The organism is Luteimonas huabeiensis HB2 (assembly GCF_000559025.1).
GTDB classification, from domain to species: Bacteria; Pseudomonadota; Gammaproteobacteria; order Xanthomonadales; family Xanthomonadaceae; genus Luteimonas; species Luteimonas huabeiensis.
Map to the genome: position 1 here is coordinate 289098 of NZ_JAAN01000014.1, position 24566 is coordinate 313663.

General features: G+C 72.6%; 18 protein-coding genes and 1 pseudogene. 11 read left to right on the forward strand and 8 right to left on the reverse strand.

Annotated features, from left to right (window positions below):
* Positions 1-42: 42 nt before the first annotated feature.
* Genes Z164_RS23235 through Z164_RS21305 form a run of 3 tightly spaced genes read right to left on the reverse strand, consistent with a single transcriptional unit; the run spans position 43 to position 2418 of the window.
* A complete protein-coding gene (locus Z164_RS23235; protein ID WP_236621748.1) occupies positions 43-609 on the reverse strand; it encodes a hypothetical protein in 567 nt (188 codons plus the stop codon).
* A gap of 24 nt (positions 610-633) precedes the next feature.
* Entirely contained in the window at positions 634-1749 is a 1116-nt protein-coding gene (locus Z164_RS23240; RefSeq protein WP_236621749.1) for a hypothetical protein, read from the reverse strand.
* A 33-nt stretch (positions 1750-1782) separates the two neighbouring features.
* Entirely contained in the window at positions 1783-2418 is a 636-nt protein-coding gene (locus Z164_RS21305; RefSeq protein ID WP_152540859.1) for an XAC2610-related protein, read from the reverse strand.
* Positions 2419-2825: 407 nt separating this feature from the next.
* On the opposite strand from Z164_RS21305, the gene Z164_RS0105335 reads away from it, so the two are divergent.
* The 9 genes from Z164_RS0105335 to Z164_RS0105375 all read left to right on the forward strand — a co-directional run bounded on the left by Z164_RS0105335 (position 2826) and on the right by Z164_RS0105375 (position 18722).
* Positions 2826-3824, forward strand: a complete 999-nt coding sequence (locus Z164_RS0105335; protein ID WP_024889698.1) for a ligase-associated DNA damage response exonuclease — start codon at positions 2826-2828, stop codon at positions 3822-3824.
* Positions 3825-3851: 27 nt separating this feature from the next.
* Positions 3852-5468 carry an ATP-dependent DNA ligase gene (locus Z164_RS0105340; protein ID WP_024889699.1) on the forward strand — a complete coding sequence of 539 codons (1617 nt, stop codon included), beginning with the start codon at positions 3852-3854 and terminating at the stop codon, positions 5466-5468.
* Positions 5465-7945 (forward strand): ligase-associated DNA damage response DEXH box helicase, encoded by a 2481-nt coding sequence (locus tag Z164_RS0105345; protein WP_024889700.1) that lies wholly within the window; start codon positions 5465-5467, stop codon positions 7943-7945. Before Z164_RS0105340 ends, Z164_RS0105345 begins: the two co-directional genes overlap by 4 nt.
* Positions 7935-8630, forward strand: coding sequence for a ligase-associated DNA damage response endonuclease PdeM (gene pdeM, locus Z164_RS0105350; protein WP_024889701.1), 696 nt, complete (start codon positions 7935-7937; stop codon positions 8628-8630). Before Z164_RS0105345 ends, pdeM begins: the two co-directional genes overlap by 11 nt.
* A 117-nt stretch (positions 8631-8747) precedes the next feature.
* On the forward strand, positions 8748-9374 hold the full coding sequence (locus tag Z164_RS0105355) for a hypothetical protein (RefSeq protein WP_024889702.1): 627 nt from the start codon (positions 8748-8750) through the stop codon (positions 9372-9374).
* 50 nt (positions 9375-9424) lie between these two features.
* Positions 9425-11446, forward strand: a complete 2022-nt coding sequence (locus tag Z164_RS0105360) for a flotillin family protein (RefSeq protein WP_024889703.1) — start codon at positions 9425-9427, stop codon at positions 11444-11446.
* Between the two features lie 93 nt (positions 11447-11539).
* Positions 11540-16864, forward strand: a complete 5325-nt coding sequence (locus Z164_RS0105365) for a DNA repair ATPase (protein WP_024889704.1) — start codon at positions 11540-11542, stop codon at positions 16862-16864.
* Entirely contained in the window at positions 16861-17625 is a 765-nt protein-coding gene (locus Z164_RS20045) for a hypothetical protein (protein ID WP_024889705.1), read from the forward strand. The genes Z164_RS0105365 and Z164_RS20045 overlap by 4 nt, the downstream gene beginning before the upstream one ends.
* The gene (locus tag Z164_RS0105375) at positions 17622-18722 is read left to right on the forward strand and encodes a toxic anion resistance protein (protein ID WP_024889706.1); all 1101 of its coding nucleotides are present in this window, start codon (positions 17622-17624) and stop codon (positions 18720-18722) included. The genes Z164_RS20045 and Z164_RS0105375 overlap by 4 nt, the downstream gene beginning before the upstream one ends.
* A 244-nt stretch (positions 18723-18966) precedes the next feature.
* Here the strand turns inward: Z164_RS0105375 and hemE are convergent, their stop codons facing one another.
* The 5 genes and pseudogenes from hemE to Z164_RS0105395 form a co-directional block, all read right to left on the reverse strand.
* Positions 18967-20040, reverse strand: coding sequence for a uroporphyrinogen decarboxylase (gene hemE, locus Z164_RS0105380; protein WP_024889707.1), 1074 nt, complete (start codon positions 20038-20040; stop codon positions 18967-18969).
* A 43-nt stretch (positions 20041-20083) separates the two neighbouring features.
* Positions 20084-20344, reverse strand: coding sequence for a WGR domain-containing protein (locus Z164_RS0105385; protein ID WP_024889708.1), 261 nt, complete (start codon positions 20342-20344; stop codon positions 20084-20086).
* A gap of 111 nt (positions 20345-20455) precedes the next feature.
* The gene (gene aroB / locus Z164_RS0105390; protein ID WP_024889709.1) at positions 20456-21550 is read right to left on the reverse strand and encodes a 3-dehydroquinate synthase; all 1095 of its coding nucleotides are present in this window, start codon (positions 21548-21550) and stop codon (positions 20456-20458) included.
* Between the two features lie 36 nt (positions 21551-21586).
* Positions 21587-22126, reverse strand: a pseudogene (locus Z164_RS23065) (shikimate kinase); the annotation flags it as partial.
* A 12-nt stretch (positions 22127-22138) separates the two neighbouring features.
* Positions 22139-23011: a kinase gene (locus Z164_RS0105395; protein WP_024889710.1), complete on the reverse strand. Its 873-nt coding sequence runs from the start codon at positions 23009-23011 to the stop codon at positions 22139-22141.
* A gap of 17 nt (positions 23012-23028) precedes the next feature.
* Between Z164_RS0105395 and pdxH the strand changes: the two genes are divergently transcribed.
* The gene (gene pdxH, locus Z164_RS0105400) at positions 23029-23631 is read left to right on the forward strand and encodes a pyridoxamine 5'-phosphate oxidase (RefSeq protein ID WP_024889711.1); all 603 of its coding nucleotides are present in this window, start codon (positions 23029-23031) and stop codon (positions 23629-23631) included.
* A gap of 47 nt (positions 23632-23678) precedes the next feature.
* Complete coding sequence (locus Z164_RS0105405; protein ID WP_052338373.1) at positions 23679-24524, forward strand: cobalamin-binding protein; 846 nt, start codon at positions 23679-23681, stop codon at positions 24522-24524.
* Positions 24525-24566 lie beyond the last annotated feature (42 nt).

Consider the following 24566-nt stretch of genomic DNA (forward strand, 5'->3'; position numbering starts at 1 on the left):
AGCGAACCCAGCCCACGGTGTCTGTCCCCCTCTTACCCGCGTCTACTGCCGGGTTCGAGGTTTGGCTTGCCGATACTGGCGCTTGTCGCCCTCCCGTTGCCCATCTGGATCGACATTGGCGCACACGCGGCCACCACAAATGACCGCATCGGATGCGTAATAGGCTTGGAGGACGGAGGCCGCGTTCTCGTAGCGCTGCAGCTCTTCCTTGACGGTGGAGAGTTCGCGGCGGTAGTAGCCCAGCAAGGCCCAGCCGACGAGAAGCACGAGCAGCAGGATCGCCCCGGCGGCGCCGAGCCACATCCCTACCGTCTTGTTCGCTTTTTGCAGCTGCGCGGACGTGGCGGATATGTCGCGGTCGTACCGGGCCGCAACCGGTGCCAACGCATCCTTCGCCTCCTTGGCGATCTGGGAACTGGCTCCGCCCACGATGCCGTCCACCCGGCGCTGAACCTGCGCGACCTCGCTTTGCAATGCCTGCATACGCTGTTCAAACGCGGCTTGCATACGCGCTTCGCGTTGCTCGAACTTGGCTATCAACGCGGATTGGAGCTTGAGCGTGTTCTGAAGCGATGTCAGTAAGGCGGGGAGTTCTCGCTCGCTGGACATGGGCGTTCCGGTGCCGGTTGGTTATCACATTCTCATTGCGGGGCCCTGCTGCGGGGCCGGTTCTTGCTGGAGCTCTTCTCGCTGCTGTGCTGCAACGAGGCCGCGTCCCCATTGCTCGAACGATTGCACCTGGGGGGACTGCTCGATTTGCGCGGACACTCGTGAAATCGCAGCCTCGTCATCGGCGAACAGTGCGGCGGCCAGCTTGTCGAGGTCGGGGTCGCCGGTCGTGAATGCCGTCGGGTTCTCCCGGGGCAGCGCCTCATCGTTGCGGTGGCGGTCATCGCCGATCATGCGCCGACGTTCTTGCTCGCCCTGCGGCGGCAGATCATCCACGGGGCGCGCGCCGCCAGTGGAGTTGGCGGGCGTTGCGTTATCGAGGCCCTGCTGCGGATGTTCCGGAGCATCGGTTTCACGCACTGGCCGTCGCTCGATGTTCTGGAGAAGCTCAAGCTCGTTGGCGGATCGTTGAGGGAAATTCGGGTCATGTACCGCACGTCGCAGCTCGGTCTGGAGCTGTTCTTCGGAAATCTCTCCTCGCCAGTACTCGCCGATGGGCTCGGCAACACGGTTCGCCTTGCCCGTCGCGCCGTGATAGGTCATCGAATATAGCGCTGCACGCTGTTCCTCGGACAATGCTTCCGCAGGACAGTCCGCACGCTGGAGGATCCTGTTCAGGCGACTCTCGTAAACAGGCGCGATCCGCTGAAACAGTTCGAGCGACTGCTCGTGGGTCAGCGACAGTTGCAAGGGACTCTGGCGATCTGTAAGCACGTCCCAAGAATAGAAAGCGCCATTGGGCCCCTCATGGCGAGTGTTCGTCGTCGGTCCTAGAACCTCCTGCGCCTCTTGTCCGAACTGCGACCGCTGGAAAGCGCCCAGATTCCTGAATCTCTCATCGATATGCCGATTCTGGACCTTGGAGTAATCGGACAGCAGCGCGTTGAGCTGCTCTCTGCGTGCCGGGTCGAGATTCAGTACGTCGGCCAAGGCGTCCACGTGCTCTTGATCGACACGCATGGAGCGGTCTCGCTGGCGAGCGGTCAGCGCGACGCCGAATCCGACGGTGGGGATTCCCAGCGTATCCAGGTAGACGTTGTCGACTCGCGCCTCATTCCGATCGATCAGTTCAAGGCGCAATGCTTCGTATCGCTGTTGGTCCCAAGGCATAAGTCAGTCCTTTGTCGTGCGTTGAAACTCCCATCGGTCCGATTTCCAGCAGTAATGGTCCTTGCTGTAGTTCATTGCATCGCTGCGGTACTCCACGGAAATGCAGCCATTGGACTCGATGGCAATGTCGCCTTCCTGATCGATTCCAGGGGATTCGACGAAGGTCCGGGAGTCGGCGTGGAAGAGATACAGTAATCCGCCGGTCATGGCGCTTGCGCCGACTGGGAGCGTGCGTGCAAGGATGTCGGGGTAGCCGTCAGCATTGTAGTCGCGTATGTCGAGCAAATCTTTCGTCGTAAACGGCGGTCTCGACACGATGTTTCCGATGGTCTGTACGACCCTTCCGTGATCGTCGACCACATGGATTGCGTAAGAGGAGTCGTCGCCGGCGGTTGCCTGGAACGTCCATTCTCCTTCGCCGGGCAACACCCTGATCCGCAGCCTGGAGTCGTCGGCCGGGCCATGGCCCGATGCGGGCGCCACCTCGGGCGAACTGAGGGGGGCTTGTGTTGGGCTCGGCCCATCCATGGCGTGCAGCGATAGAGAGTCGCTGCAACCGGCCAGGGGGATGATTCCGATCAGGGCGAAACCCGCGAATAAGCGGGCGAAGCTGCTTGTTCGATGATTCCCTGGGGGCATGCCGCTCTCCCGCCGCTTAACACACGGTGGCAGTCTAGCCAAGGATGGACTTTGATCCCACTTCCTCCATGTAGGACTTTCTACGGAGGCGGCGGAGAACGCCTCAACCTGTTGCGGCCCCAGCCTGGGGACGATGGCCCGCGGCCGGCGCGGCCCACACCTTGCCCCTGCGTGCCAAGTCAATTCGGCTGCAGCAGCCGCGACGAGGCATCACGACCATTCTTCTGGCGTTGCCTAACCCAATTCATCGAAGCGGATGCCGCTTTCGCGGCGCGCCTCAGCCCGAGCGCAGCTGCGCGGCCATTAACGAAGCGAGGCCGGCACGGCTCCCCTACCGTCTCAACCCCTGAGACACCCCCCACCCAGGCTTGGCACCGCGTGCACGCGCGCCATGCCCTGATGCCCCCATGCCTGCCTCCCGCGACCTCGTCGTGCTCACCGCCGACGGTCTCTATTGCCCCGCTGGCGATTTCCACATCGATCCGTGGCGCCCGGTGCCGCGCGCGGTGATCACCCACGGCCACGGCGACCATGCGCGCGGTGGCATGGGGGAGTACCACTGCAGCGAGGCGTCGCTGCCGATCCTGCGCTGGCGGCTGGGGGAGCAGCGCTACCGTGCCTACGCGCACGGCGAGCGCTTCAGGCTGGGTGGGGCCACGGTGTCGCTGCACCCGGCCGGGCACGTGCTGGGCTCGGTGCAGGTGCGCATCGAGGCCGGCGGCGAGGTCTGGGTGGCCTCCGGCGACTACAAGCGCCAGGCCGATCCCACCTGCGCGCCGTTCGAGGTGGTGCCCTGCGACACCTTCATCACCGAGGCGACGTTCGGGCTGCCGGTGTACCGCTGGCCGGACACCGCCGCAGTCGCCGCCGACATCGTCGATTGGCGCCGCCGCTGCGAGGCGCGCGGCGAGGCGGCGGTGCTGTTCTGCTACGCGCTGGGCAAGGCGCAGCGGGTGCTGGCCGAGATCGGCGCGCACGAACGGCGGCCGGTGCTGCTGCACGGCGCGATCGCCGCGGGCGTGCAGGTGTACCGCGAGGCCGGGGTGGACCTGCCGCCGACGCGTCCGGTGGCGGAGGAGGCGAAGGGTCGGGACTTCGCGGGCGAGCTGGTGCTGGCGCCGCCTTCGGCGGCCGGCAGCGCGTGGATGCGCCGCTTCCGCCGCGCGCAGACCGGCTTCGCCTCGGGCTGGATGCGGCTGCGCGGCAACCGCCGCCGGCGCAACTACGATCGCGGCTTCGTGGTCTCCGACCACGCCGACTGGCCGGACCTGATGCGCACCGTGCGCGAGACCGGGGCACGGCGGGTGATCGCCACCCACGGCAACACCGACGCCATCGTCCGCGCGCTGGTCGAGGACGGCATCGCGGCTGAGGCGTTCCGCACAGGTTATGGCGATGAGGATTGAGCCGCGCCGGCCGGCGGGGGCGCGGCGATGAGGCGCTTCGCCGCGCTGTATACGGAGCTGGACCGCAGCACCGCCACGCTCGACAAGCGCGCGGCGCTGGTCGCCTACTTCCGCGATGCGCCGCCGCGCGATGCGGCTTGGGCGCTGCACCTGCTGGCCGGCGGCAAGGTGGCGGGGCCGAAGCGGCGCATCGCCGGCACCCGCGAGCTGCGCGAGTGGATCGCCGCCGAGGCCGGGCTGCCCGACTGGCTGGTCGACGACAGCTACGACCAGGTCGGTGACCTGGCCGAGACCCTGGCCCTGCTGCTCGACGATCCGGCCGGGCCGGCGCCGGACCTGGGGCTGGCGGACTGGATCGAGACCCGGCTGCTGCCGGTGTCCAACCAGGCGCCGGAAGTGCGGCGTGCGGTGGTGACCGATGCGTGGCGTTCGCTGTGCTTCGAGGAGCGGCTGGCCTTCAACAAGCTGCTGACCGGCGCACTGCGGGTGGGGGTGTCGCAGCGGCTGGTGCAGCAGGCGCTGGCGGAGCTGAGCGGCGTGGACATCGCCCGCATCGCCCAGCGCATGCTCGGCGCCTGGGCGCCGACGCCGGCGTTCGTGCGCGACCTGCTCTCGGCCGAGGCGCTGCCGGGCGACCGCCAGCAGCCGTACCCGTTCTTCCTCGCCTCGCCGCTGGAGCTGGAGGCCGAGGCCTCGCCGGGCGAGCGCCTGGGCGCGATCGACGACTGGCTGCTGGAATGGAAGTGGGACGGCATCCGCCTGCAGCTGATCCACCGTGATGCGGAGCCCGCGCTGTGGTCGCGCGGCGAGGAGCGGCTGGACGGGCGCTTCCCGGAGATCGAGGCGGCGGCCGCCTCGCTGCCGCGCCGCTGCGTGATCGACGGCGAGCTGCTGGCCTGGGCCGACGGCGAGGCGCCGCTGCCGTTCACCGCGCTGCAGAAGCGCATCCAGCGGCTCAAGCCGGGCGCGAAGACGCTGGCCGACACGCCGGTGCGGGTGCTGGCCTACGACCTGCTCGAACTGGACGGCGAGGACCTGCGCGAGCGGCCGCTCGACGCGCGCCGCGCGTTGCTGGCCGGGCTGCTGGCCGCGCACGGCGAGCCGCGCATCGCGCTGTCGCCCGAGGTGCGCGCGGCCGACTGGGCCGCCGCCGCGGCGCTGCGCGAGGCATCGCGCGAGCGCGGCGTCGAGGGGCTGATGCTCAAGCGCCGCGGCTCCGCCTACCAGGCCGGGCGCCGGCGCGGCGACTGGTGGAAGTGGAAGGTCGATCCGCTCACCGTGGACGCGGTGCTGCTGTACGCGCAGTCCGGCCACGGCCGCCGCAGCACGCTGTACACCGACTACACCTTCGGCCTGTGGGACGGCGATGCGCTGGTGCCGGTCGCCAAGGCCTATTCCGGACTGGACGACCAGGAGATCCTGGCGCTGGACCGCTGGATCCGCGCGAACACCCTCGAGCGCTTCGGGCCGGTGCGCTCGGTGCCCGCGCACCACGTCTTCGAGCTGGGCTTCGAGGCGGTCAACCGCAGCAGCCGGCACAAGTCCGGGGTGGCGGTGCGCTTTCCGCGCATCCTGCGCTGGCGGCACGACAAGCCGGTCGTCGAGGCCGACCGGCTCGACGCGCTGAAGGCGCTGGCGCGGTGACAGGGCCGGCCCGCCGCGCCCGCCCGCGCGCCTTCGATGCCCCGCTGGCGGCCTGGTTCGCCGCGCGCGGCTGGCGGCCGGCGCCGTTCCAGCGCGAGGTCTGGCGCCGCTACCTGGCCGGCGAGTCCGGCCTGCTGCACACGCCCACCGGCAGCGGCAAGACCCTGGCCGCGTTCGGCGGCCCGCTGCTGGAGGCGCTGGCCGAGCAGCGCGATGCGCCGCCGGCGCGCGGCAAGCGCCGCCCGCAGCTGCGGGTGCTGTGGATCACCCCGCTGCGCGCGCTCGCTGCCGATACGCTGCGCGCGCTGCGCGAGGCGGTGGAGGCGACCGGGCTGGACTGGCAGCTCGGCCTGCGCACCGGCGATGCGAGCGCGCGCGACAAGCGGCTGGCGCGCGCCGGCCGGCTGGATCTGCTGGTGATCACCCCGGAATCGCTGGCCCTGCTGCTGTCCTACCCGGACACCGCGCCGCAGCTGGCGCGGCTGCGCTGCGTGGTCGTCGACGAGTGGCACGAGCTGCTGGGCAACAAGCGCGGCGTGCTGCTGCAGCTGGGCCTGGCGCGCCTGCGCGCGCTGAACCCGGCGCTGCGGACCTGGGGGCTCTCGGCGACCCTGGGCAACCTCGACGAGGCCCGCGACGCGCTGCTGCCGCAGGCGCCCGATGCCGCCGTGGTCGCCGGCGCGGCGCCGCGCGGCTTCGCCCTGCGCACGCTGCTGCCGGCCGAGGACGAGCGCTTCCCCTGGGCCGGCCACCTCGGCCTGGCGCAATTGCCGCGGGTGCTGGAGACGCTGCTGGCCGAGCGCACCAGCCTGCTGTTCGCCAACACCCGCTCGCAGGCCGAACTGTGGCATCGCGCGCTGGCCTCGGTGTGGCCGGAGGCGGCGGAGACGCTGGCGCTGCACCACGGCTCGCTCGATCCCGCGCTGCGCGCCGCCGCCGAGCAGGGCCTGCGCGAGGGCAGCGTGCGCTGCGTGGTGGCGACCTCCAGCCTCGACCTGGGCGTCGATTTCCCGGCCGTGGACCAGGTGCTGCAGCTGGGCAGCCCGAAGGGCGTGGCGCGGCTGCTGCAGCGCGCCGGCCGCGCCCGCCACCGGCCGGGCGAGTCCGGCACGGTGGTCTGCGTGCCCACCCACGCGCTGGAACTGGTGGAGTACGCCGCCGCGCGCGAGGCGGTGGCGCGCGGCGAGATCGAGGCGCGGCCGTCGCCGCGGCTCAGCCTGGACGTGCTGGCCCAGCACTGCGTCACCCTGGCCCTGGGCGGCGGCTTCGAGGCCGATGCGCTGTACGCCGAGGTGCGCGGCACCCACGCCTTCCGCGAGCTGACGCCGGCGATGTGGCGGGCGGTGCTCGACTTCGTGGTGCAGGGCGGGCGCGCGCTGTCGAGCTATCCGGACTTCCGCCGGGTGGTGCGCGGCGAGGACGGTACGTACCGCGTCGAGGATCGCCGCATCGCGCTGCGCCACCGGCTCTCCATCGGCACCATCGCCAGCGACGGCGCGGTGCGGGTGCGGTTCCTGCGCGGCGGCGGGCTCGGCTCGGTGGAGGAGAGCTTCGTCGGCCGGCTGCGCCGCGGCGACCGCTTCCAGTTCGCCGGGCGCCTGCTGGAGCTGGTGCGGCTGGAGGACATGACCGCCTACGTGCGCGTGGCCAAGGGCGGCGAGGGCAGCGTGCCGAAGTGGATGGGCGGGCGCATGCCGCTGTCCGGTACGCTGGCGCGCGAGGTGGAGCGCGCCTTCGACGGCGCCTTCGACGCGCCGGAACTGCGCGCCATCGCCCGCCTGCTGCGGCTGCAGGGCGAGCTGTCGGCGCTGCCGGGCCCGGGCCGGCTGCTGGCCGAATGGGTGCGCGCGCGCGGCGGCGCGCACCTGTTCGTGTTCCCGTTCGCCGGGCGCCAGGTCCACGAGGGGCTGGCCGCGCTGCTGTCGCTGCGCTGGGCGCGGATGCAGGCCAACAGCTTCGCGTTCTCGGTCAACGACTACGGGCTGGTGCTGTCGCCGGCGCGCGAGGCGCCGATGGACGCGGCGCGGCTGCGCGCGCTGCTCGATCCCGTCGGGCTGATCGACGACCTGCGCGAAAGCCTTAACCTCGGCGAGCTGGCGCGGCGCCAGTTCCGCGAGATCGCGCGGGTCGCCGGCCTGCTGCCGCCCTCGCTGCCCGGCCGCGCGCCGCGCTCGCTGCGGCAGTTGCAGGCCTCCAGCGGGCTGCTGTTCGACGTGCTGCAGCGCTTCGATCCCGGCCACATGCTGCTCGAGCAGGCCGAGCGCGAGGTGTTCGCCGCGCAGCTGGAAGTGGCGCGGCTGCGCGAGACGCTGGACGACTGCGCGCAGCGCACGCTGTCGCTGCACGCGCTGCGTTCTTTCACGCCGCTGTCGTTCCCGCTGTGGGCCGAGGCCCTGCGCGGCCGGCTCAGCAACGAGGACTGGCGCACGCGGGTGGAACGCGCCGCCGCGCAGCTGGAGCGCCGCCATGGCGGATGAGCGCGCCATCGAGGTGGCCGGCGAGGCGCTGCTGCTGCTGGCCGAGCGCGCACTGTACTGGCCGCGCGCGCGGACGCTGGCGATCGCCGACCTGCACCTGGGCAAGGCCGATCATTTCCGCCGCGCCGGCATCGCCCTGCCGGCCGGCGGCACCGGCCACGACCTGGAACGGCTGGACGCGCTGCTCGCGCGCACCGGCGCCGCGCGGCTGCTGGTGCTGGGCGACCTGCTGCACGGCCCGATCCCGGACGCGCCGTGGCTGGCGCGCTGGCGCGCCTTCCGCGCGCGCCACGCGGGACTCGCGGTCGAGGTGGTGGCAGGCAACCACGACCGCGCGCTGCGCCGCCAGCCGCTGCGCGCGCAGGCGCTGGCCCTGAGCGCGGTGCACGCGGCGTGGCTGCACGAACCGCCGTTCGTGTTCGTGCACGCCGAGGAGGACGCGCCGGCCGACCGGCCCGGCTACGTGCTGTCGGGCCATCTGCATCCGGTGCTGCGCCTGCCGGGCCTGCCGCGGCTGCCGGCGTTCCGCTTCGGCGCCAGCGGCCTGCTGCCCGCGTTCACCGCGTTCGCCGGCGGCCTGGCGATCGCACCCGCGCCCGGCGAACGCGTCTACGTCTGCGCGCCGGACGCGGTGGTCGAGGTGCCGTTGCCGCGCCGGATCGCGCGACGGGCGCCGCGAACTTGACCGATCGTCGCCTCGGGCTGGCATCATAGGGGGCGGCGCAGCGCTCGCCTGCGTTGGGGAAATGCCGGTTCTTGTCCGCCGCCGGGCGGCCGCTGCCGGTGCAGGAGCGTTTCGTCCATGTCGGAGTTTCTGTCCACCGCCCTCGGCTATCCCACGCTCGTCTACAGCGTGGCGCTGGCGTTCTGCGTGCTGTACTGGCTGCTGGCGGCGACCGGCCTGGTCGATCTCGATCTGGATGCGCTGGACGGCGTGGACGTGGGCGAGGCGCACGGCGTGGCCGGCGTGTTCGCGCGGCTGGGCCTGGACCGCGTGCCGATCATGGCGGTGCTGACGCTGCTGGCGCTGGTGGGCTGGCTGTGCACCTACTTCGTTCATCTGTTGCTGCTGGCGCCGCTGTCGGGCTGGCTGCGCTGGCTGGCCGGGACCGTGGTCGCGCTGCTGGCGCTGGTACCGGCGACCCTGGTCACCGCGGCGGTGCTGCGGCCGGTGCGGCGCTGGCTGCTCGCGCTGCGCCCGCCCACCCAGCAGTCGCTGCTGGGCCGGGTCGCGGTGGTGCGCTCGCCCGAGGTCTCCGCGTCGCATGGCAGCGCCGATCTCGACGACGGCGGCGCGGGCCTGATCCTGCAGGTGCGCAGCGACGCCGCCGTCGCGCCGCGGCGCGGCGACCGGGTGGTGCTGGTCGAGTTCAACGCCCCCGACAACACCTATCGCGTCGTCCCGGAAGACGAGTTCCGTCACATTTGATCCCCGCGTCCCGTCCGGGTACGGGCCACGAGCTGAGGAGACCTTCGACCATGAGCATTGCCGCGTTCGCCCCGTTCCTGATCGGCATCGGGGTCCTGCTGGTGTTGTTCATCGGCATCGCCGGCCTGTTCAAGGCCTTCTACAAGAAGGTCGACCAGGGCACCGCGCTGATCGTCAACGACATGAGCGCGCAGCCGAAGGTGCACTTCACCGGCGCGCTGATCATCCCGGTGCTCTACCGCGCCGAGCTGATGAAGATCAGCCTGATCACGCTGCAGATCGACCGCCGCGGCAAGGAGGGCCTGATCTGCCGCGACAACATGCGCGCCGACATCGCGGTGGCGTTCTACCTGCGCGTCAACGAGACCCAGGCCGACGTGCTGCGCGTGGCCAAGGCGCTGGGCGCCGACCGCGCCAGCGACAAGCACGCGGTGGACGAGCTGTTCAACGCCAAGTTCTCCGAGGCGCTGAAGACGGTCGGCAAGAAGTTCGAGTTCACCGAGCTGTTCGAGAAGCGGCAGGAGTTCCGCGACGAGATCATCAAGGTGATCGGCAACGACCTCAACGGCTACGTGCTGGAGGACGTGGCGATCGACTACCTCGAGCAGACGCCCAAGAGCGTGCTCGATCCGCACAACATCCTCGACGCCGAGGGCATCCGCAAGATCACCGAGCTGACCGCTTCGCAGAACGTGGTCACCAACGAGCTGGAGCAGAACGAGCGGCTGGCGATCACCAAGAAGAACGTCGAGGCGCGCGAGGCGACGCTGGCGCTGGAGCGGCAGCAGGCCGAGGCCGAGGCGCGGCAGAAGCGCGAGGTGGAGACCATCCGCGCGCGCGAGGAGGCCGAGACCGCCCGGGTGCAGGAGGAACAGCGCCAGCTGGCCGAGAACGCGCGCATCGAGGCGCAGCAGCTGATCGACATCCGCGAGGAGAACCGCCTGCGCGAGGTCGAGGTGGCGGCGCAGAACCGCCAGCGCGCGGTCGCGATCGAGGCCGAGCGGGTGGAACGGGCGCGCCAGCTGGAGCAGGTGACCACCGAGCGCGAGGTGCAGCTGCAGGGCGTGGAGCGCGACAAGGTGGTCGAGCAGGGCCGGATGGACGTGGCCAACATCACCCGCGAGCGCATCGCCATCGACAAGACCGTGGCGCAGGAGGAGGAGCGGATCAAGGAAGTGCGCGAGGTCTCCGAGGCCGACCGCCTGAAGCAGATCACCATCCTCGACGCCGAGGCCAAGGCGCAGGAGGCGCTGGTGCGCCAGGTGAAGGAGGCCGAGGCGCGCGAGACCGCGGCCCGCCACCGCGCGGTGGAGATCACCACCCTGGCGCAGGCGGAGTTCGACGCCTCCGGCAAGCAGGCCGAGGCCAAGAAGCTGCTGGCCGACGGCGTGCGCGCCGAGCGCGCCGCGCCGGGCCTGGCCGAGGCGCAGGTGCAGGAGGCCGGCGCGGTGGCGATCGAGAAGGTCGGCATCGCCGAGGCGCGCGTCATCGAGGCCAAGGCCGACGCCAACCTGAAGCAGGGCAGCGCCGAGGCCAAGGTGCTGGCCGAGACGCTGGGCGCGCAGGCGCAGGGCGAGGCGCAGATGGGCCGCGCCCGCGCGGAGGCGGTGGAGTCGATCGGCAGCGCCGAGGCGACGGTGGTGCAGAAGAAGCTGCTGGCCGAGGCCGAGGGCCTGACCCGGAAGTTCCAGGCCATCGACGCGCTCAGCGACACCGCGCGTTCGCACGAGGAGTTCCGCATGGCGCTCGACACCAGCCTCAAGCAGGCGCTGGCGTCGATCGAGGCCGGCAAGGAGATCTCCAAGGAGAACGCCGGGGTCATCGCGACCGCGCTGCGCAACGCCGACATCGACCTGGTCGGCGGCGACGGCGGCATGTTCGACAGCCTGGTCAAGGCGGTGTCGCTGGGCAAGTCGATCGAGGGCCTGGCCGGCAAGAGCCCGATCGTGCAGGACCTGATGCAGCGCTACCTGGGCGTGGCGACCGCCCCGCGCGAGGGCGACGGTGCCGCGGCGCCCTCGCGCCTGGGCGCCGACGGTCGGCACGCGGTCGCCGGCGACGGCGCCGCCTGAGTGATCGTGCCGCCGGCGAAGGCCGCGTCGCGCACGTCGAACCGGCAGGCCCGCGGCAGCGCCGCGGGCCTGCGCCAGCCGGGATAGCCGCCGATGTCCGAATCCAACCCCGATGCCGCGCAGGCGGCGTCCGCGTCCTCCCAGGTCGACCAGGCGGTCGCCCAGGGCGGCGCCTACGAGGTGCTGCGCCGGCGCCTGAGCGAGCAGGGCGCGCGCCTGCGCGAGCGGGCCGAGGCGCTGAACGCGCAGCGCCTGCAGGAGTTCGGCGACAGCCACATGGAGGTGACGGGGCGCTTCCGCATCCGCACCGAGAACAACTGCATCGGCCGCGACATCGTGCAGGTGCCCGGCGACCACCTGCTGTTCGGCTACAACGTCTACATCGGGCTGAAGACGCAGACCCGGATCGAGGACGTGTTCGGCCTGTATCGCCTGACCGAGGGGCCCGAGGGCTACGACGTGACGCCGGTGGACCCGGCGGGCAGCTTCCTCGGCCAGCCGGGCTTCGTGCGCGATTTCACCGAGCTCTACGCCTACTACAAGCACGCCCGGCTGCTGCAGCTGATCGTGCGCGACGGCAAGCTGCTGGCGGCGTTCCAGATCGGCGAGCGCAGCACCGACGTGCGCGTGTTCCGCTGGGCGATCGCCAACACCGGCGAGCTGACCTACCTCGACGCCCGCGGCGAGCGCGACATCGCGTTGCCGCCGCCGTTCGACTTCGAGTGGACCCGCGCCACCCGCGAGCTGGCCGTGGACGGGCGCCACCCGCATCTGAACATCCTCGACACGGTGTTCGTCGAGACCACCGGCGGCGACCTGACGGTCAAGGTGGAGAACAACACCGAGACCGGGCAGGGCATCTACAGCGAGCCGGTCGAGGACCGGACCCAGTCGATCGACGATGCGACGTTCGACTTCGCGAAGGTGGGGTCGCTGATCCTGCTCAAGGTCCTGCCCTACCGCGAGCAGACCTGGCGCGGGCTGATCTACAACACGCTGACCGGCACGATCGTGCGCAACGACGCCATCGTCCAGGCCTGCGTGCAGCTGCCCGAGGACCACGGGATCATCTTCCCCGGCGGCTACTACCTGCAGAGCGGCGAGCACAAGGCCTTCGACGCGCAGATGGCGGGCATGCAGTTCAAGCGCGCGATCCGCTCGCCCAACGGCGAGGACGTGATGTACGTCTTCTACGAGCGCGAGGCCGGGCGCTCGGCCCTGTTCGTCTACAACACCATCCGGCGCGCGCTGCAGAACCCGGTGTTCGGCCACGGCTACGCGCTGCTGCACGACGGCCGCATGGTGCTGTTCCATGCCGAGGGCGACGAGCCGACCCGCATCCACCCGATGCAGGTCTGGCAGACGCCGTTCGCCAGCGACGAGTTCGCCGCGCGCGCGCCGGCCGCCAACACCTTCATGGGCCGGATCGGCAATCCCGAGCTGGTGCGCGGCCTGTCCAACCTGCTGGACCTGGCCCGCGAGATCGACGGCACCGAGGTCTCGGTGCAGCGCTACCAGTTGCTGGTGCACAACACCCGCCGCCTGTTCGACGCCCACCACTGGCTGGAAGCGCCGGAGTGCGGCGACCTGGGCGCGCTGCTGCACGAGATCAGCGCCACCGGCGAATCGGTGCTCGACGAGTACGAGAAGGTCGAGGGCATCCGCCGCCAGTCCGAACGGGCGATGGACGAGGCCGCGCGCGCGCATCGCGCGCTGCTGGCGCGGCTGCAGCCCGAGAACTGGGACGCCATCGATGCGTTCGTCGAGGCGCTGGGCGAGATCTCGCGCCAGCGCGGCCACCTGCTGACCATCCGCGAGCTGCGCTACGTCGATACCGAGGCCATCGACCGCATGGGCGAGGCGCTGCAGGAGGCGCAGGACCGGGTCGGCGCGGCGACCGGCGCGTTCCTGGCCGGCGACCAGGCGCTGCGGCCGTTCGCCGAGCGCCTGCAGGAGATCGACGCCGCCGCGCAGCAGGCGCAGACCGCCAAGGCGCTGGCCGAGCAGATCGAACGCATGCAGGCGATGGCGGCCGACCTGGACACGCTGTCGGAGCTGATGGCCACGCTGAAGGTGGACGACGCCACCGAGCGCACCCGGGTGGTGGAGGCGGTGGCGGGCCTGTACGCGCGCCTCAACCAGGCGCGCGCGCGCGCCGACCAGCGCCGGCGCGCGCTCGGCTCGGCCGAGGCGGTGGCGCAGTTCGGCGCCCAGTTCGCGCTGTTCGGCCAGGCCATCGCCAGCGCGCTCGGCCTGGCTACCGATCCGGAACGCGCCGACGAGCAGCTGTCGCGGCTGCTGGTGCAGCTGGAGGAGCTGGAGAGCCAGTTCGGCGAGCACGAGCAGTTCCTGGCCGACATCCTGGCCAAGCGCGAGGAGCTGCTGGAGACCTTCGAGTCGCACAAGCAAGCGCTGCTCGACGAGCGCCAGCGCAAGGCGCAGGCGGTGCTGGACGCCGCATCGCGCATCCTCGACGGGCTGCCGCGGCGCACCGAGCGCTTCGCCAGCGCCGACGAGCTGAACGCGTTCTTCGCCGGCGACCCGCTGATCCTCAAGCTGCGCGAGCTGGCCGAGCGCCTGCGCGGCTATCGCGACAACGTCAAGGCCGACGACGTCGAGGCGCGGCTCAAGGGCGTGCGCGACGAAGCCGTGCGCGCGCTGCGCGATCGCACCGAGCTGTTCGAGGGCGGCGGCCAGGTGGTCCGCCTCGGGCCGCGCCACCGCTTCAGCGTCAACACCCAGCCGTTGGACCTCACCATCCTGCCGCGCGGCGAGGGGCTGTCGATCCACCTGACCGGCACCGACTTCTACGCGCCGATCCGCGACGAGGCGCTGGAGGCGCTGCGCGACTACTGGCAGGTGGCGCTGGATTCCGAATCGCCGGCGATCTCGCGCGCCGAGTACCTGGCGGGGCTGGTGCTGGAAGCCGCCGTGGACGGCCGCGAGGGCCTGAGCCTGGATCTGCTCTCGCGCCAGCTGTCCGAGGCCGACGCGCTGGAGCGCACGGTGCGCGCGTTCGCCGCGCCCCGCTACCGCGAAGGCTACGAGAAGGGCATCCATGATCACGATGCGGCGCGGATCCTGCGCGCGCTGGTGCCGGTGTACGCCGCCGCGGGGCCGCTGGTGCACGCGCCGGCGGCGCGGGCGCTGGCGGCGCTGTACTGGGCCCGCGAGCGCGGCGCGGAGCCGGCCGCGCTGTGGCCCGAGCGCGCCGCCGGCGCGCTGGCGATCCGGCGCCTGTTCGGCACCCACGACGGCCTCGACGCGTTGCAGGCCGAGATCGCCGCGGCGCTCGCCGCGTTCGCCGAGCGCGCCGCGCTGCCGGTGGAACCGGCGCAGGGCGACGAGGCCGCGCGCTACCTGCTCGCGGAACTGCAGAAGGGCGAGCCGACCTTCGGCTTCAGCCGCTACGCGCGGCAGCTCGTCGATGCCTTGCAGGAGGCGCTGGCGACGGCCGGCATGCAGGAAACGTTCGCGCGGTCGTTGCAACGGCAGGCGGACCGTCCCGGCGCGCAGTGGGCGCTGGCCTCGCACTGGCTGCAGGGGCTGTGCAGCGACCCGGCGCGGGCGCCGCTGGCCGGCTACGCGCCCGAGGCGATCGCGCTGCTGCTGGCCGGACGCGAGCTGCGCCACGAAGTGCGCGAGGTCGCGCTGGTGGCCGAGGTGGAGGGCCTGCTGGGCGAGCACCCGCGGATCGAGGGCGGGCGGCTGCGGCTGCCGATCGACGACTTCCTGGCGCGCCTGCGCACGCACCGCGAACGCTTTGTGCCGGGCTTCCACCGCTATCAGGCCGTGCGCCAGCGCATCGTCTCGCGCGAGCGCGAGGCGCTGCGGCTGTCGGAGTTCAAGGCGCGGCCGCTGACCTCGTTCGTGCGCAACCGGCTGATCGACGAGGTCTACCTGCCGCTGATAGGCGACAACCTCGCCAAGCAGATGGGCACGGTGGGCGAGGACAAGCGCAGCGACCTGATGGGCCTGCTGATGATGATCTCGCCGCCCGGCTACGGAAAGACCACGCTGATGGAATACGTGGCCAGCCGGCTCGGCCTGGTCTTCATGAAGATCAACGGCCCCGCCCTCGGCCACGAGGTGCGCTCGCTGGACCCGGCGCAGGCGCCGGACGCGACCTCGCGGCAGGAGCTGGAGAAGCTCAACCTGGCGCTGGAGATGGGCAGCAACACGATGCTGTACATCGACGACATCCAGCACACCCATCCGGAGTTCCTGCAGAAGTTCATCTCGCTGTGCGACGGCACCCGCCGCATCGAGGGCGTGTGGCAGGGCCGCACGCGGACCTACGACATGCGCGGCAAGAAGTTCTGCGTGGTCATGGCCGGCAACCCGTACACCGAGTCCGGCGAGGTGTTCAAGATCCCGGACATGCTCGCCAACCGCGCCGACATCTACAACCTGGGCGACGTGCTCGGCGGCATGGAGGAGGCGTTCAAGCTCAGCTACATCGAGAACAGCCTGACCTCCAATCCGGTGCTGGCGCCGCTGGCCACCCGCGACATGGCCGATCTGTACCTGCTGGCCGACCGCGCCGAGGGCAAGGAGATCTCCAGCAACGACCTCTCGCACGCCTACAGCGGCGCGGAGATCAACGAGATCGTCGCCACGCTGCAGCGGCTGATGCAGGTGCGCGACGTGGTCTACCGCGTCAACCAGCAGTACATCGCCAGCGCCGCGCAGGCCGACCGCTACCGCACCGAGCCGCCGTTCCGGCTGCAGGGCAGCTACCGCAACATGAACAAGCTGGCCGAGAAGATCTCGCCGGTGATGAACGATGCCGAGCTGCAGCAGCTGATCGCCGACCACTACCTGGGCGAGGCGCAGCTGCTCACCACCGGCGCCGAGGAGAACCTGCTCAAGCTGGCCGAGCTGCGCGGCACCATGACCCCGGAGCAGGCCGCGCGCTGGGCGCAGATCAAGCGCGATTTCCTGCGCGACAAGGCCATGGGCGGCGACGACGCCGACACCGGCGCGCGGGTGGTGGCGCAGCTGGCCGACATCGCCCAGGGCCTGCAGGCGCTCGGGAGCGCCGAAGACGCGCGCCCGGCCGGGGACGAGCGCGCGTCCGCCGCCGCGCCGTGGCCGGAGGTGCTGGCGGCGCTGCAGCGCATCGCCGAGCGCGAGCCGCCCGCGCCCCAGGACGAGGCGCTCTCGCGGGCGCTGCCGGCGACGGTGCGCAGCGCGATCGAGCCGTTGCTGGAGCGGTTGCGGCAGACGCACGAGCACCAGGCCGGCCTGGGCGCGGTGATCGTGCAGCTGGTGGAGCTGATGCGCGAGCGCCTGGCCGACGCGCCGGCGGGCGCGGCGGGGCGCAAGCGCCGCGAGCGCACGCCGGCCGAGCGGCGGCTGGACGAGGCGCTGGACCAGTTGCGGTTCTTCGACGGCCCGGGGAGCGCGTCGTCGTGAACGCGGCGCCGCCCGTGCCGCCCGCGCCCGCCGGCCTCGACAGCGTGGCCGGCGCCGCGCGCTACGGCCAGGCGGCGCTGGACGACCTCGCCGCGGTCGGCGTCGACGCCGCGCTCGATCCCGCGCCGGCGGCCGCGCTGGTCGCTCGCCTGGAGTCGTTGCGCCTGGCGATGCAATCGGCCGACCCCGCCGGCCTGCGCCGCCGCGTCGGCCTGATCGGCCGCCTGCTGGGGCGGGACGTGGCGCTGGAATCCGAGGCCGGCGCGCTGGCCGCGCGGCTCGGCGTGCTGCTGCACGAGGCCGACCGCGCCGCCGAGGCGCTGGCCGCGCACGCCGCGGGGCAGGCGAACTGCGCGGGCCGGGTCGAGGCCGGCTGCCGCCGTCTCGCCGGGCTGGAGGCCGATGCCCGCGCCTGGCTGCGCGCTGCCGCCGACGCCGTCCCGGCGCCGCTGCGCGAGGCGCTGGACGGCCGCCTCGACCACCTGCGCACCGTGCTGGCCACCCACGAGCTGGCCGCGCGGCAGCTCGCGCTGCTGCAGGAGCAGAGCGCCGGCTTGCTCGCCCGCTACCGCAACATCCGCGACGTGCTGCTGCCGGCGTGGCGCCAGCGCCGCCTGGGCGAGGGCGCCGCGGACGGCGCGCAGCGCGCCGCGGACGCCGCCCGCGTCGAGTCCGAGATCGCCGCCGAAGTCGCCGCCATGGCCGGTACACTCGGCGGGCGCCGCCCCGCCCGGGCCCAAGACCAGGAGAACGCCGCATGACCCAGGACACCCACGACCGCGCGCTGGTAGCCGCGGCGGCGCCGCTCGACGATGCCGCGCTGCAGGCGCTCGGGCTGACCGAAGCCGACCGCGCCGAGATCGAGGCGGCGGGCCGCGCGCTGGAGGACATCACCCCCGGCAACCTGCACGTCTACGGCCGCGACGCCGCCGGCAAGACCGCCGCCTTCTCCAGCCAGCTGCTCGACCAGGTCCGCAACCAGGACCTCGACGGCGCCGGCGAGAAGCTCGGCGAGGTGGTGCGGATCGCCCGCTCGCTCGACCTGGGCAGCTTCGCCGGCCGCTCCAAGGTGCCGGTGATCGGCCCGCTGATCGACCGCCTGCGCGCCTCGCGCGACGAGCTGGTGCAGAAGTTCAGCAGCACCAACGAACAGATCGAGCGGCTGATGCAGGACATCGGCCGCCAGCAGGGGCTGCTGACCCAGCGCGTGTCCGAATTCGACCGCATGCACGACATCGTGCTGGAAGAGCGGCGCATGCTGGGCGTGTACGTGGCCGCCGGCAAGCAGCGGCTGGCCTCGCTGGCCGCCGAGCAGCAGGCCCTGGCCGGCCGCGACGATCCGGCCTCGCGCACGCGCCGGGCCGAGATCGACAACGCGATCCGCCTGCTCGACAAGCGCGTGGGCGACCTGACCGTGATGCAGCACGCGGCCGACCAGTCGCTGCCGATGATCCGGCTGATCCAGGCCAACGCGATCCAGCTGGTCGAGAAGTTCAACACGGTGCGCAACATCACGATTCCGTCGTGGAAGCGCCAGTTCGCCATCCAGCTCTCGCTGGGCGAGCAGAAGAACGCCGTCGAGCTGTCCAACGCGATCGACGACGCCACCAACGAGCTGATGCGCCGCAACGCCGACCTGCTGCGCGAGACCTCGGTCGAGACCGCCAAGGCCAACCAGCGCGCGGTCATCGACGTCGAGACCCTGCGCCACGTGCACGAGCAGCTGATCCAGACGGTGGAGGAGGTGCGCGGCATCCACCGCGACGGCATCGCCCAGCGCCGGCAGGCGGAAGGGGAGCTGGCGCGCCTGCGCGACGACGTGCAGAAGCAGCTCGCCCGGCCCGCGCTGGAGCACTAGGCCGAATCGACATTCGGCCCGCGACGCGGGCCATGCTGTCCATTCTCCCGCAAGCGGGGCATGCCCTCCCTTCTCCTGCGGCGTGCCCCCATCCGCCTTCGGCACCTTCCCCCGCTCGCGGGGGAAGGAAAAACGAGGTGCTCCCCGCTCGCGGGGGAAGGGAAAAGCAGCGTGCTCCCCGCTTGCAGGGGCAGATTCAGCCTTCGCGCTGAATGCCGATGCGCCCTAGCCCCGCGGCGGGCGCTCAACGCGCGCTGTAGGCGTGCACCTCGTCCACCAGCACCGCGACGCGCTCGGGGTCCATGTCCGGCGACATGCCGTGGCCGAGGTTGAACACATGGCCGTCGCGGGAGCCGCCGTTGCCGTCGCGGTAGCTGTCGAGCGCGCGGCGGACCTCGCGTCGGATCGCGTCGGGCGCGCCGTACAACGTCGTCGGATCGAGGTTGCCCTGCAGCGCGACGCGGCCGCCGGTGCGGCGCGCGGCCTCGCCCAGCTCGACCAGCCAGTCGATGCCGACGCCTTCCGCGCCGGTCGCGGCCAGGTCCTCGAGGTACGCGGCGGCGCCCTTGCCGAACAGGATCAGCGGGGTGCGCCCGGCGCCGTCGCCACGCTCGAGTTCCTGCGCGATGCGGGCCAGGTAGGGCAGCGAGAACTCGCGGTACATCGCCGGGCCGAGCACGCCGCCCCAGGTGTCGAACACCTGCAGCGCCTGCGCGCCGGCCGCGCGCTGCGCGGCGAGGTAGGCGATCACCGCGTCGGTGTTGACCGACAACAGCGCGTGCAGCGCCTTCGGGTCGTTGAGCGCCATCGCCTTGATCCGCGCGAAGTCCTTGCTGCCGCCGCCCTCGACCATGTAGCAGGCCAGCGTCCACGGGCTGCCGGAGAAGCCGATCAGCGGCACGCTGCCGTCCAGCTCGCGGCGGATGGTCCGCACCGCGTCCATCACGTAGCGCAGCTCGGTCTCCATGTCCGGTACGCCCAGCCTGGCGATCGCCGCGGCATCGCGCACCGGGTGGCGGAACTTCGGGCCCTCGCCCTCGACGAAGTACAGCTCCAGGCCCATCGCGTCGGGGATGGTGAGGATGTCGGAGAACAGGATCGCCGCGTCGAGCGGGAAGCGCCGCAGCGGCTGCAGGGTGACCTCGCAGGCGATCTCGGGGTTCTTGGCCATCGCCAGGAAGCTGCCGGCGGCCTTGCGGGTGGCGCGGTACTCGGGCAGGTAGCGGCCGGCCTGGCGCATCAGCCAGACCGGGGTGCGGTCCACGGGTTCGCGCCGCAGGGCGCGCAGGAGGCGGTCGTTCTTCGGCGGTGCGGACAAGGCGATCTTCCTTCTTGGTGCGTCGGCGTGCGCCGCGCGGGCATCAGGGGGACGGCGGCGTGTCGGCCGCCTGCGTCCGGACCAACTGGAAACCACGCCGGAGCTGCATGTCGCGCGCCCGTTCGATCGCGTTCAGCGCGCTGGGCTCGTCGGCGTATTGCTGAGTGCGCAACTGGCTGCGGCCGCCGATCTGCCCAGATTCGCGCACCAGCGTCCAGCCGCCGAGCAGGTCGGGCTGCAGCATCAGCTGGACGAAGCGCGGGGGCGCGTCGCCCTGGACAGGTTGTTGCAGCAGCAGTCGCATGGGATGGCATTGTACGGGGACGTGCGCGACGAAAGGCGCGACGCGTGGACGCGCGACGCTCCGCATGGTGGAGCGTCCGCTGGGAACGGCGGCCCTGGGCTCGCGGTGCGCTCAGCCTGCGCGCAGCACGCCCAGCACCGCGCTCTCCGGCACGTCGGCCAGCACCTGCGCGCGGCCGGCGCCGGTCCAGACGATGAAGCGCAGCCCGCCGGCCTGCGCCTTCTTGTCCAGGCGCATGTGCGCGAGCAGGCGCTCCGGGTCCAGCCCGGGCGGCAGCGCGACCGGCAGCCCCAGCCGCGCCAGCAGCTCGCGCAGGCGCTCGCCGTCGGCCGGCTTCGCCAGGCCCAGCGCCTCGGACAGGCGCGCGGCCAGGACCATGCCGACCGCCACCGCCTCGCCGTGGTTGAGTCCGCCGTAGCCCTGCTCGGTCTCGATCGCGTGGCCGAAGGTGTGGCCGAAGTTGAGCAGCGCGCGCTCGCCGCGCTCGAAGGGGTCGCGTTCGACGATCGCGGCCTTGTGCGCGCAGCTGCGGGCGATCGCCTCGGCGAGCGCGTCGTCGTCCATCGCCAGCAGCGCGTCGGCGCGCGCGTCCAGCCAGTCGAGGAAGGGCGCGTCCGCGATCGCGCCGTACTTGACCACCTCGGCCAGCCCGGCGCGCAGCTCGCGCGGCGGCAGGCTCTTCAGCGTCGCGGTGTCGGCCAGCACCGCGCGCGGCGGGTGGAAGGCGCCGACCAGGTTCTTGCCCTGCGGCAGGTCGACCGCGGTCTTGCCGCCCACCGAGGAGTCCACCATCGCCAGCAGCGAGGTCGGCAACTGCACGCAGTCGATGCCGCGCATCCAGCAGGCCGCGGCGAAGCCGGCCAGGTCGCCGACCACGCCGCCGCCCAGCGCGTAGACGCAGGCGTCGCGGCGCGCGCCGAGCGCGGCCAGCGCGTCGATGGCCCGGGCGAAGCCCTCCAGCGTCTTCGACGCCTCGCCGGCGGGCAGCGCGAACGTCGCCACCGCCAGCCCGGGACGCGCCTCGCGCAGGCGCGCGGCGACCTGTCCGGCGTACAGCGGGCCGACGTGGGAATCGGTGACCAGCAGCGCCTGGCGGCCGCGCAGCGGGCCGGCGAGGGCGGCGGGATCGTCCAAGAGGCCGGGGCCGATGGCGATGCGGTAGGGGGTGGCGCCGCCGACGTCGACGGTCTTGCGGGGTGCGGTCATGGGGGGCGAAGGCGTTGCGGATGGGGGAGAAGGGGCGGCCTCGCCGGCGCTGCGCCGCCAGTGGCGGGCGAGCAGGCGGCCCAGGCGCGCGGTGGCCGTGGCGGCGGCGCAGGTCTCGGTGTCGAAGCGCAGGTCGGCGACCTCGGCGTACAGCGGGTCGCGCGCCAGCGCCAGCGCGCGCAGGATCTCGGCGCGATCGCCGCGGGCCAGCAGCGGCCGGCTGCGGTCGCGCGCCAGTCGCGCCAGCTGCTGCTCGACGCCTACGTGCAGGTGCACCACGAAGCCGCGCGCGGCCATCGCGCGGCGGTTGTCCGGGTCGAGCACCGCGCCGCCGCCGCTCGACAGCAGCAGGCCGTCTTCCAGCAGCAGGTCGTGCAGGACCGCGCGCTCGCGGGCGCGGAAGCCGGCCTCGCCCTCGCAGGCGAAGATCGTCGGGATCGCGGCGCCGGTGCGCCGCTCGATCTCCTCGTCGAGATCGACGAAGCGCAGCCCGAAGCGGCCGGCCAGGCGGCGGCCGATCGAGGATTTGCCGGCGCCCATCGGGCCGACCAGGACGAGATTCGGGGCGGGGTTCATGCCCGCGCCATGCTAGCAGCGCGGCGGCGGCCGCCGGACGCGCGGCGCGTCCGCCGCCGGCACCCGCGCGGCGTCGAGCGGGGCGACGGCATCGGCCAGCGCCGGCAGCGTGCGCAGCGCCTGCCGGCTGACCCGTTCGTAGTGCTGCACGAAGCGCTCGACCTGCGCGCGGGTCATGCCGCGCCGCGCCGGATCGGCGGCCTGTAGCGCGCGCTCCTGCTGCCAGCGCCACGCCGGCACGATGCGGAAGCCCGGCGGCTGCAGGAACAGCAGGCGGTCCATTCGCGCCCACAGCGCCGGGTAGTCGCGCGCGAGCGCCCGGTTGCACCAGCGCCGCCAGCGGCCGTCGGCGTCCTCGTCGCGCTCGAGCGCGTTGAGCGGCGCGGCCAGCGCCTCCGGCGCCTGCGCCGGCACGCCCAGGCACCAGCCTTCGAACAGGGCCAGGTCCACCGCCTCCGCGGGCGGCCAGTCGGCCTCGGGCCGGCGGCGGTCGGCCAGCTTGTCGAAGCGGGGCAGGCGCACCGCGCGCCCGTCGCGCAGGGCGTCGAGGGTGGCCAGCGCCAGCGGCAGGTCGTGGGTGCCGGGCGGGCCACGCGTCGCCAGCAGCGGGTGGACCTCGCGCGCCAGCGTCTCGCGCTGCGGCCGGTCGAGGTAGACGTCGTCCAGCGACAGGATCGCCACCCGGCGCCCGCGCGCGCGGGCGGCTTCGGCGAGCTGCGCGGCCAGGGTGGACTTGCCGGTGCCCTGCAGGCCGCTCAGCCCGTACACGCGCACGCCCTCGCGCAGGGCGTCGTCGAGCACCCGCGCCACGAAGCCGGCGTCGAAGCCGCGCGCCGCCGGGGCGGAGGCGGGCGCGTCGGAGGGCGGGTGCGTCGGCCGCGGCATCGGGCCACAATAGCCCAATGGACCAGGACGCTCTGTACGCCGAGGCGCTTTCGACCTTCGGCACCCTGTTCGCCGAGGCCGCGGCCGCCGGCGAGCCCGATCCCACCGCGATGACGGTGGCCACCGCCGGGCTGGACGCGCGTCCTTCCGCGCGGATGGTGCTGCTGAAGGGCCACGATGCGCGCGGCTTCGTGTTCTACACCCATCTCGACGGCCGCAAGGGCCGCGAGCTGCAGGAGAACCCGCGCGCGGCGCTGCTGTTCCACTGGCCGCGCGTGCGCGATGGCGTGCAGGTGCGCATCGAGGGCGCGGTCGCGCTGGTGGACGAGGCCGAGGCCGACGCCTACTTCGCCAGCCGCCCGCGCGGCAGCCAGATCGGCGCCTGGGCCTCGCGACAATCGGAACCCCTGGCCTCGGTGGAGGAGTTCGAGCGGCGGCTGGCGGACGCGGAGGCCGAGTTCGCCGGCCGCGAGGTGCCGCGCCCGCCGCGCTGGAGCGGCCTGCGCGTGCGCCCGGAGCGGATCGAGTTCTGGTACGGCGCGCAGTTCCGCCTGCACCAGCGCTGGCTCTACGCCTGCGACGCCGCCGACGCCTGGACGAAGCGGATGCTGTTTCCTTGAAGGGCCGGGGTGCGGGGGCGGGGATCGGGGGTTCGCGGCAGCCGGCGATACCGAGCCGCACCGAACCCCCGCTCCCCGAGCCCCGGTCCCGCCGGCCCGCGGGGCCGACCCGCATCGTCTGCCTGACCGAGGAGCCGACCGAGACGCTCTACGCGCTGGGCGCGCAGGACCGCATCGTCGGCATCAGCGGGTTCACCGTGCGGCCGCCGCAGGCGCGGCGCGAGAAGCCGAAGGTCAGCGCCTTCACCAGCGCCAGGATCGGCGAGATCCTGAAGCTGCGGCCGGACTTCGTGGTCGGCTTCTCCGACATCCAGGCCGACATCGCCGCCGAGCTGGTGCGGCGCGGGGTGGAGGTGTGGATCGCCAACCACCGCAGCGTCGAGGGCATCCTCGGCTACATCGAGCGCCTGGGCGCCCTGGTCGGCCTGGCGGAACGCGCGCGCGCCTACGCCGACACCTTGCGCGAGGGCCTCGCCGAGGTCGCGCGCGAGGCCGAGGCGCTGCCGCGGCGGCCGAAGGTGTACTTCGAGGAGTGGGACGAGCCGATCATCACCGGCATCGGCTGGGTGTCCGAGCTGATCCGCATCGCCGGCGGCGACGACGCGTTCCCCGAGCTGGCGGCCGAGCCGCTGGCGAAGGCGCGGATCCTGCCCAGCGGCGATCCGGTCGTCGCGCGCGCGCCCGACATCGTGCTCGGTTCCTGGTGCGGCAAGAAGTTCCGGCCCGAGCGCGTGGCCGCGCGACCGGGCTGGCAGGCGATCCCCGCCGTGCGCGACGGCGAGCTGCACGAGATCAAGTCGCCGCTGATCCTGCAGCCGGGCCCGGCCGCGTTGACCGACGGCGTGCGCGCGATCGCCGCCATCGTGCGCGACTGGGCGCACCGCCACGGCTGATCGCGTCGCGCGGGCTTCCCCGCGCCGGGGCCGCCTGCGATC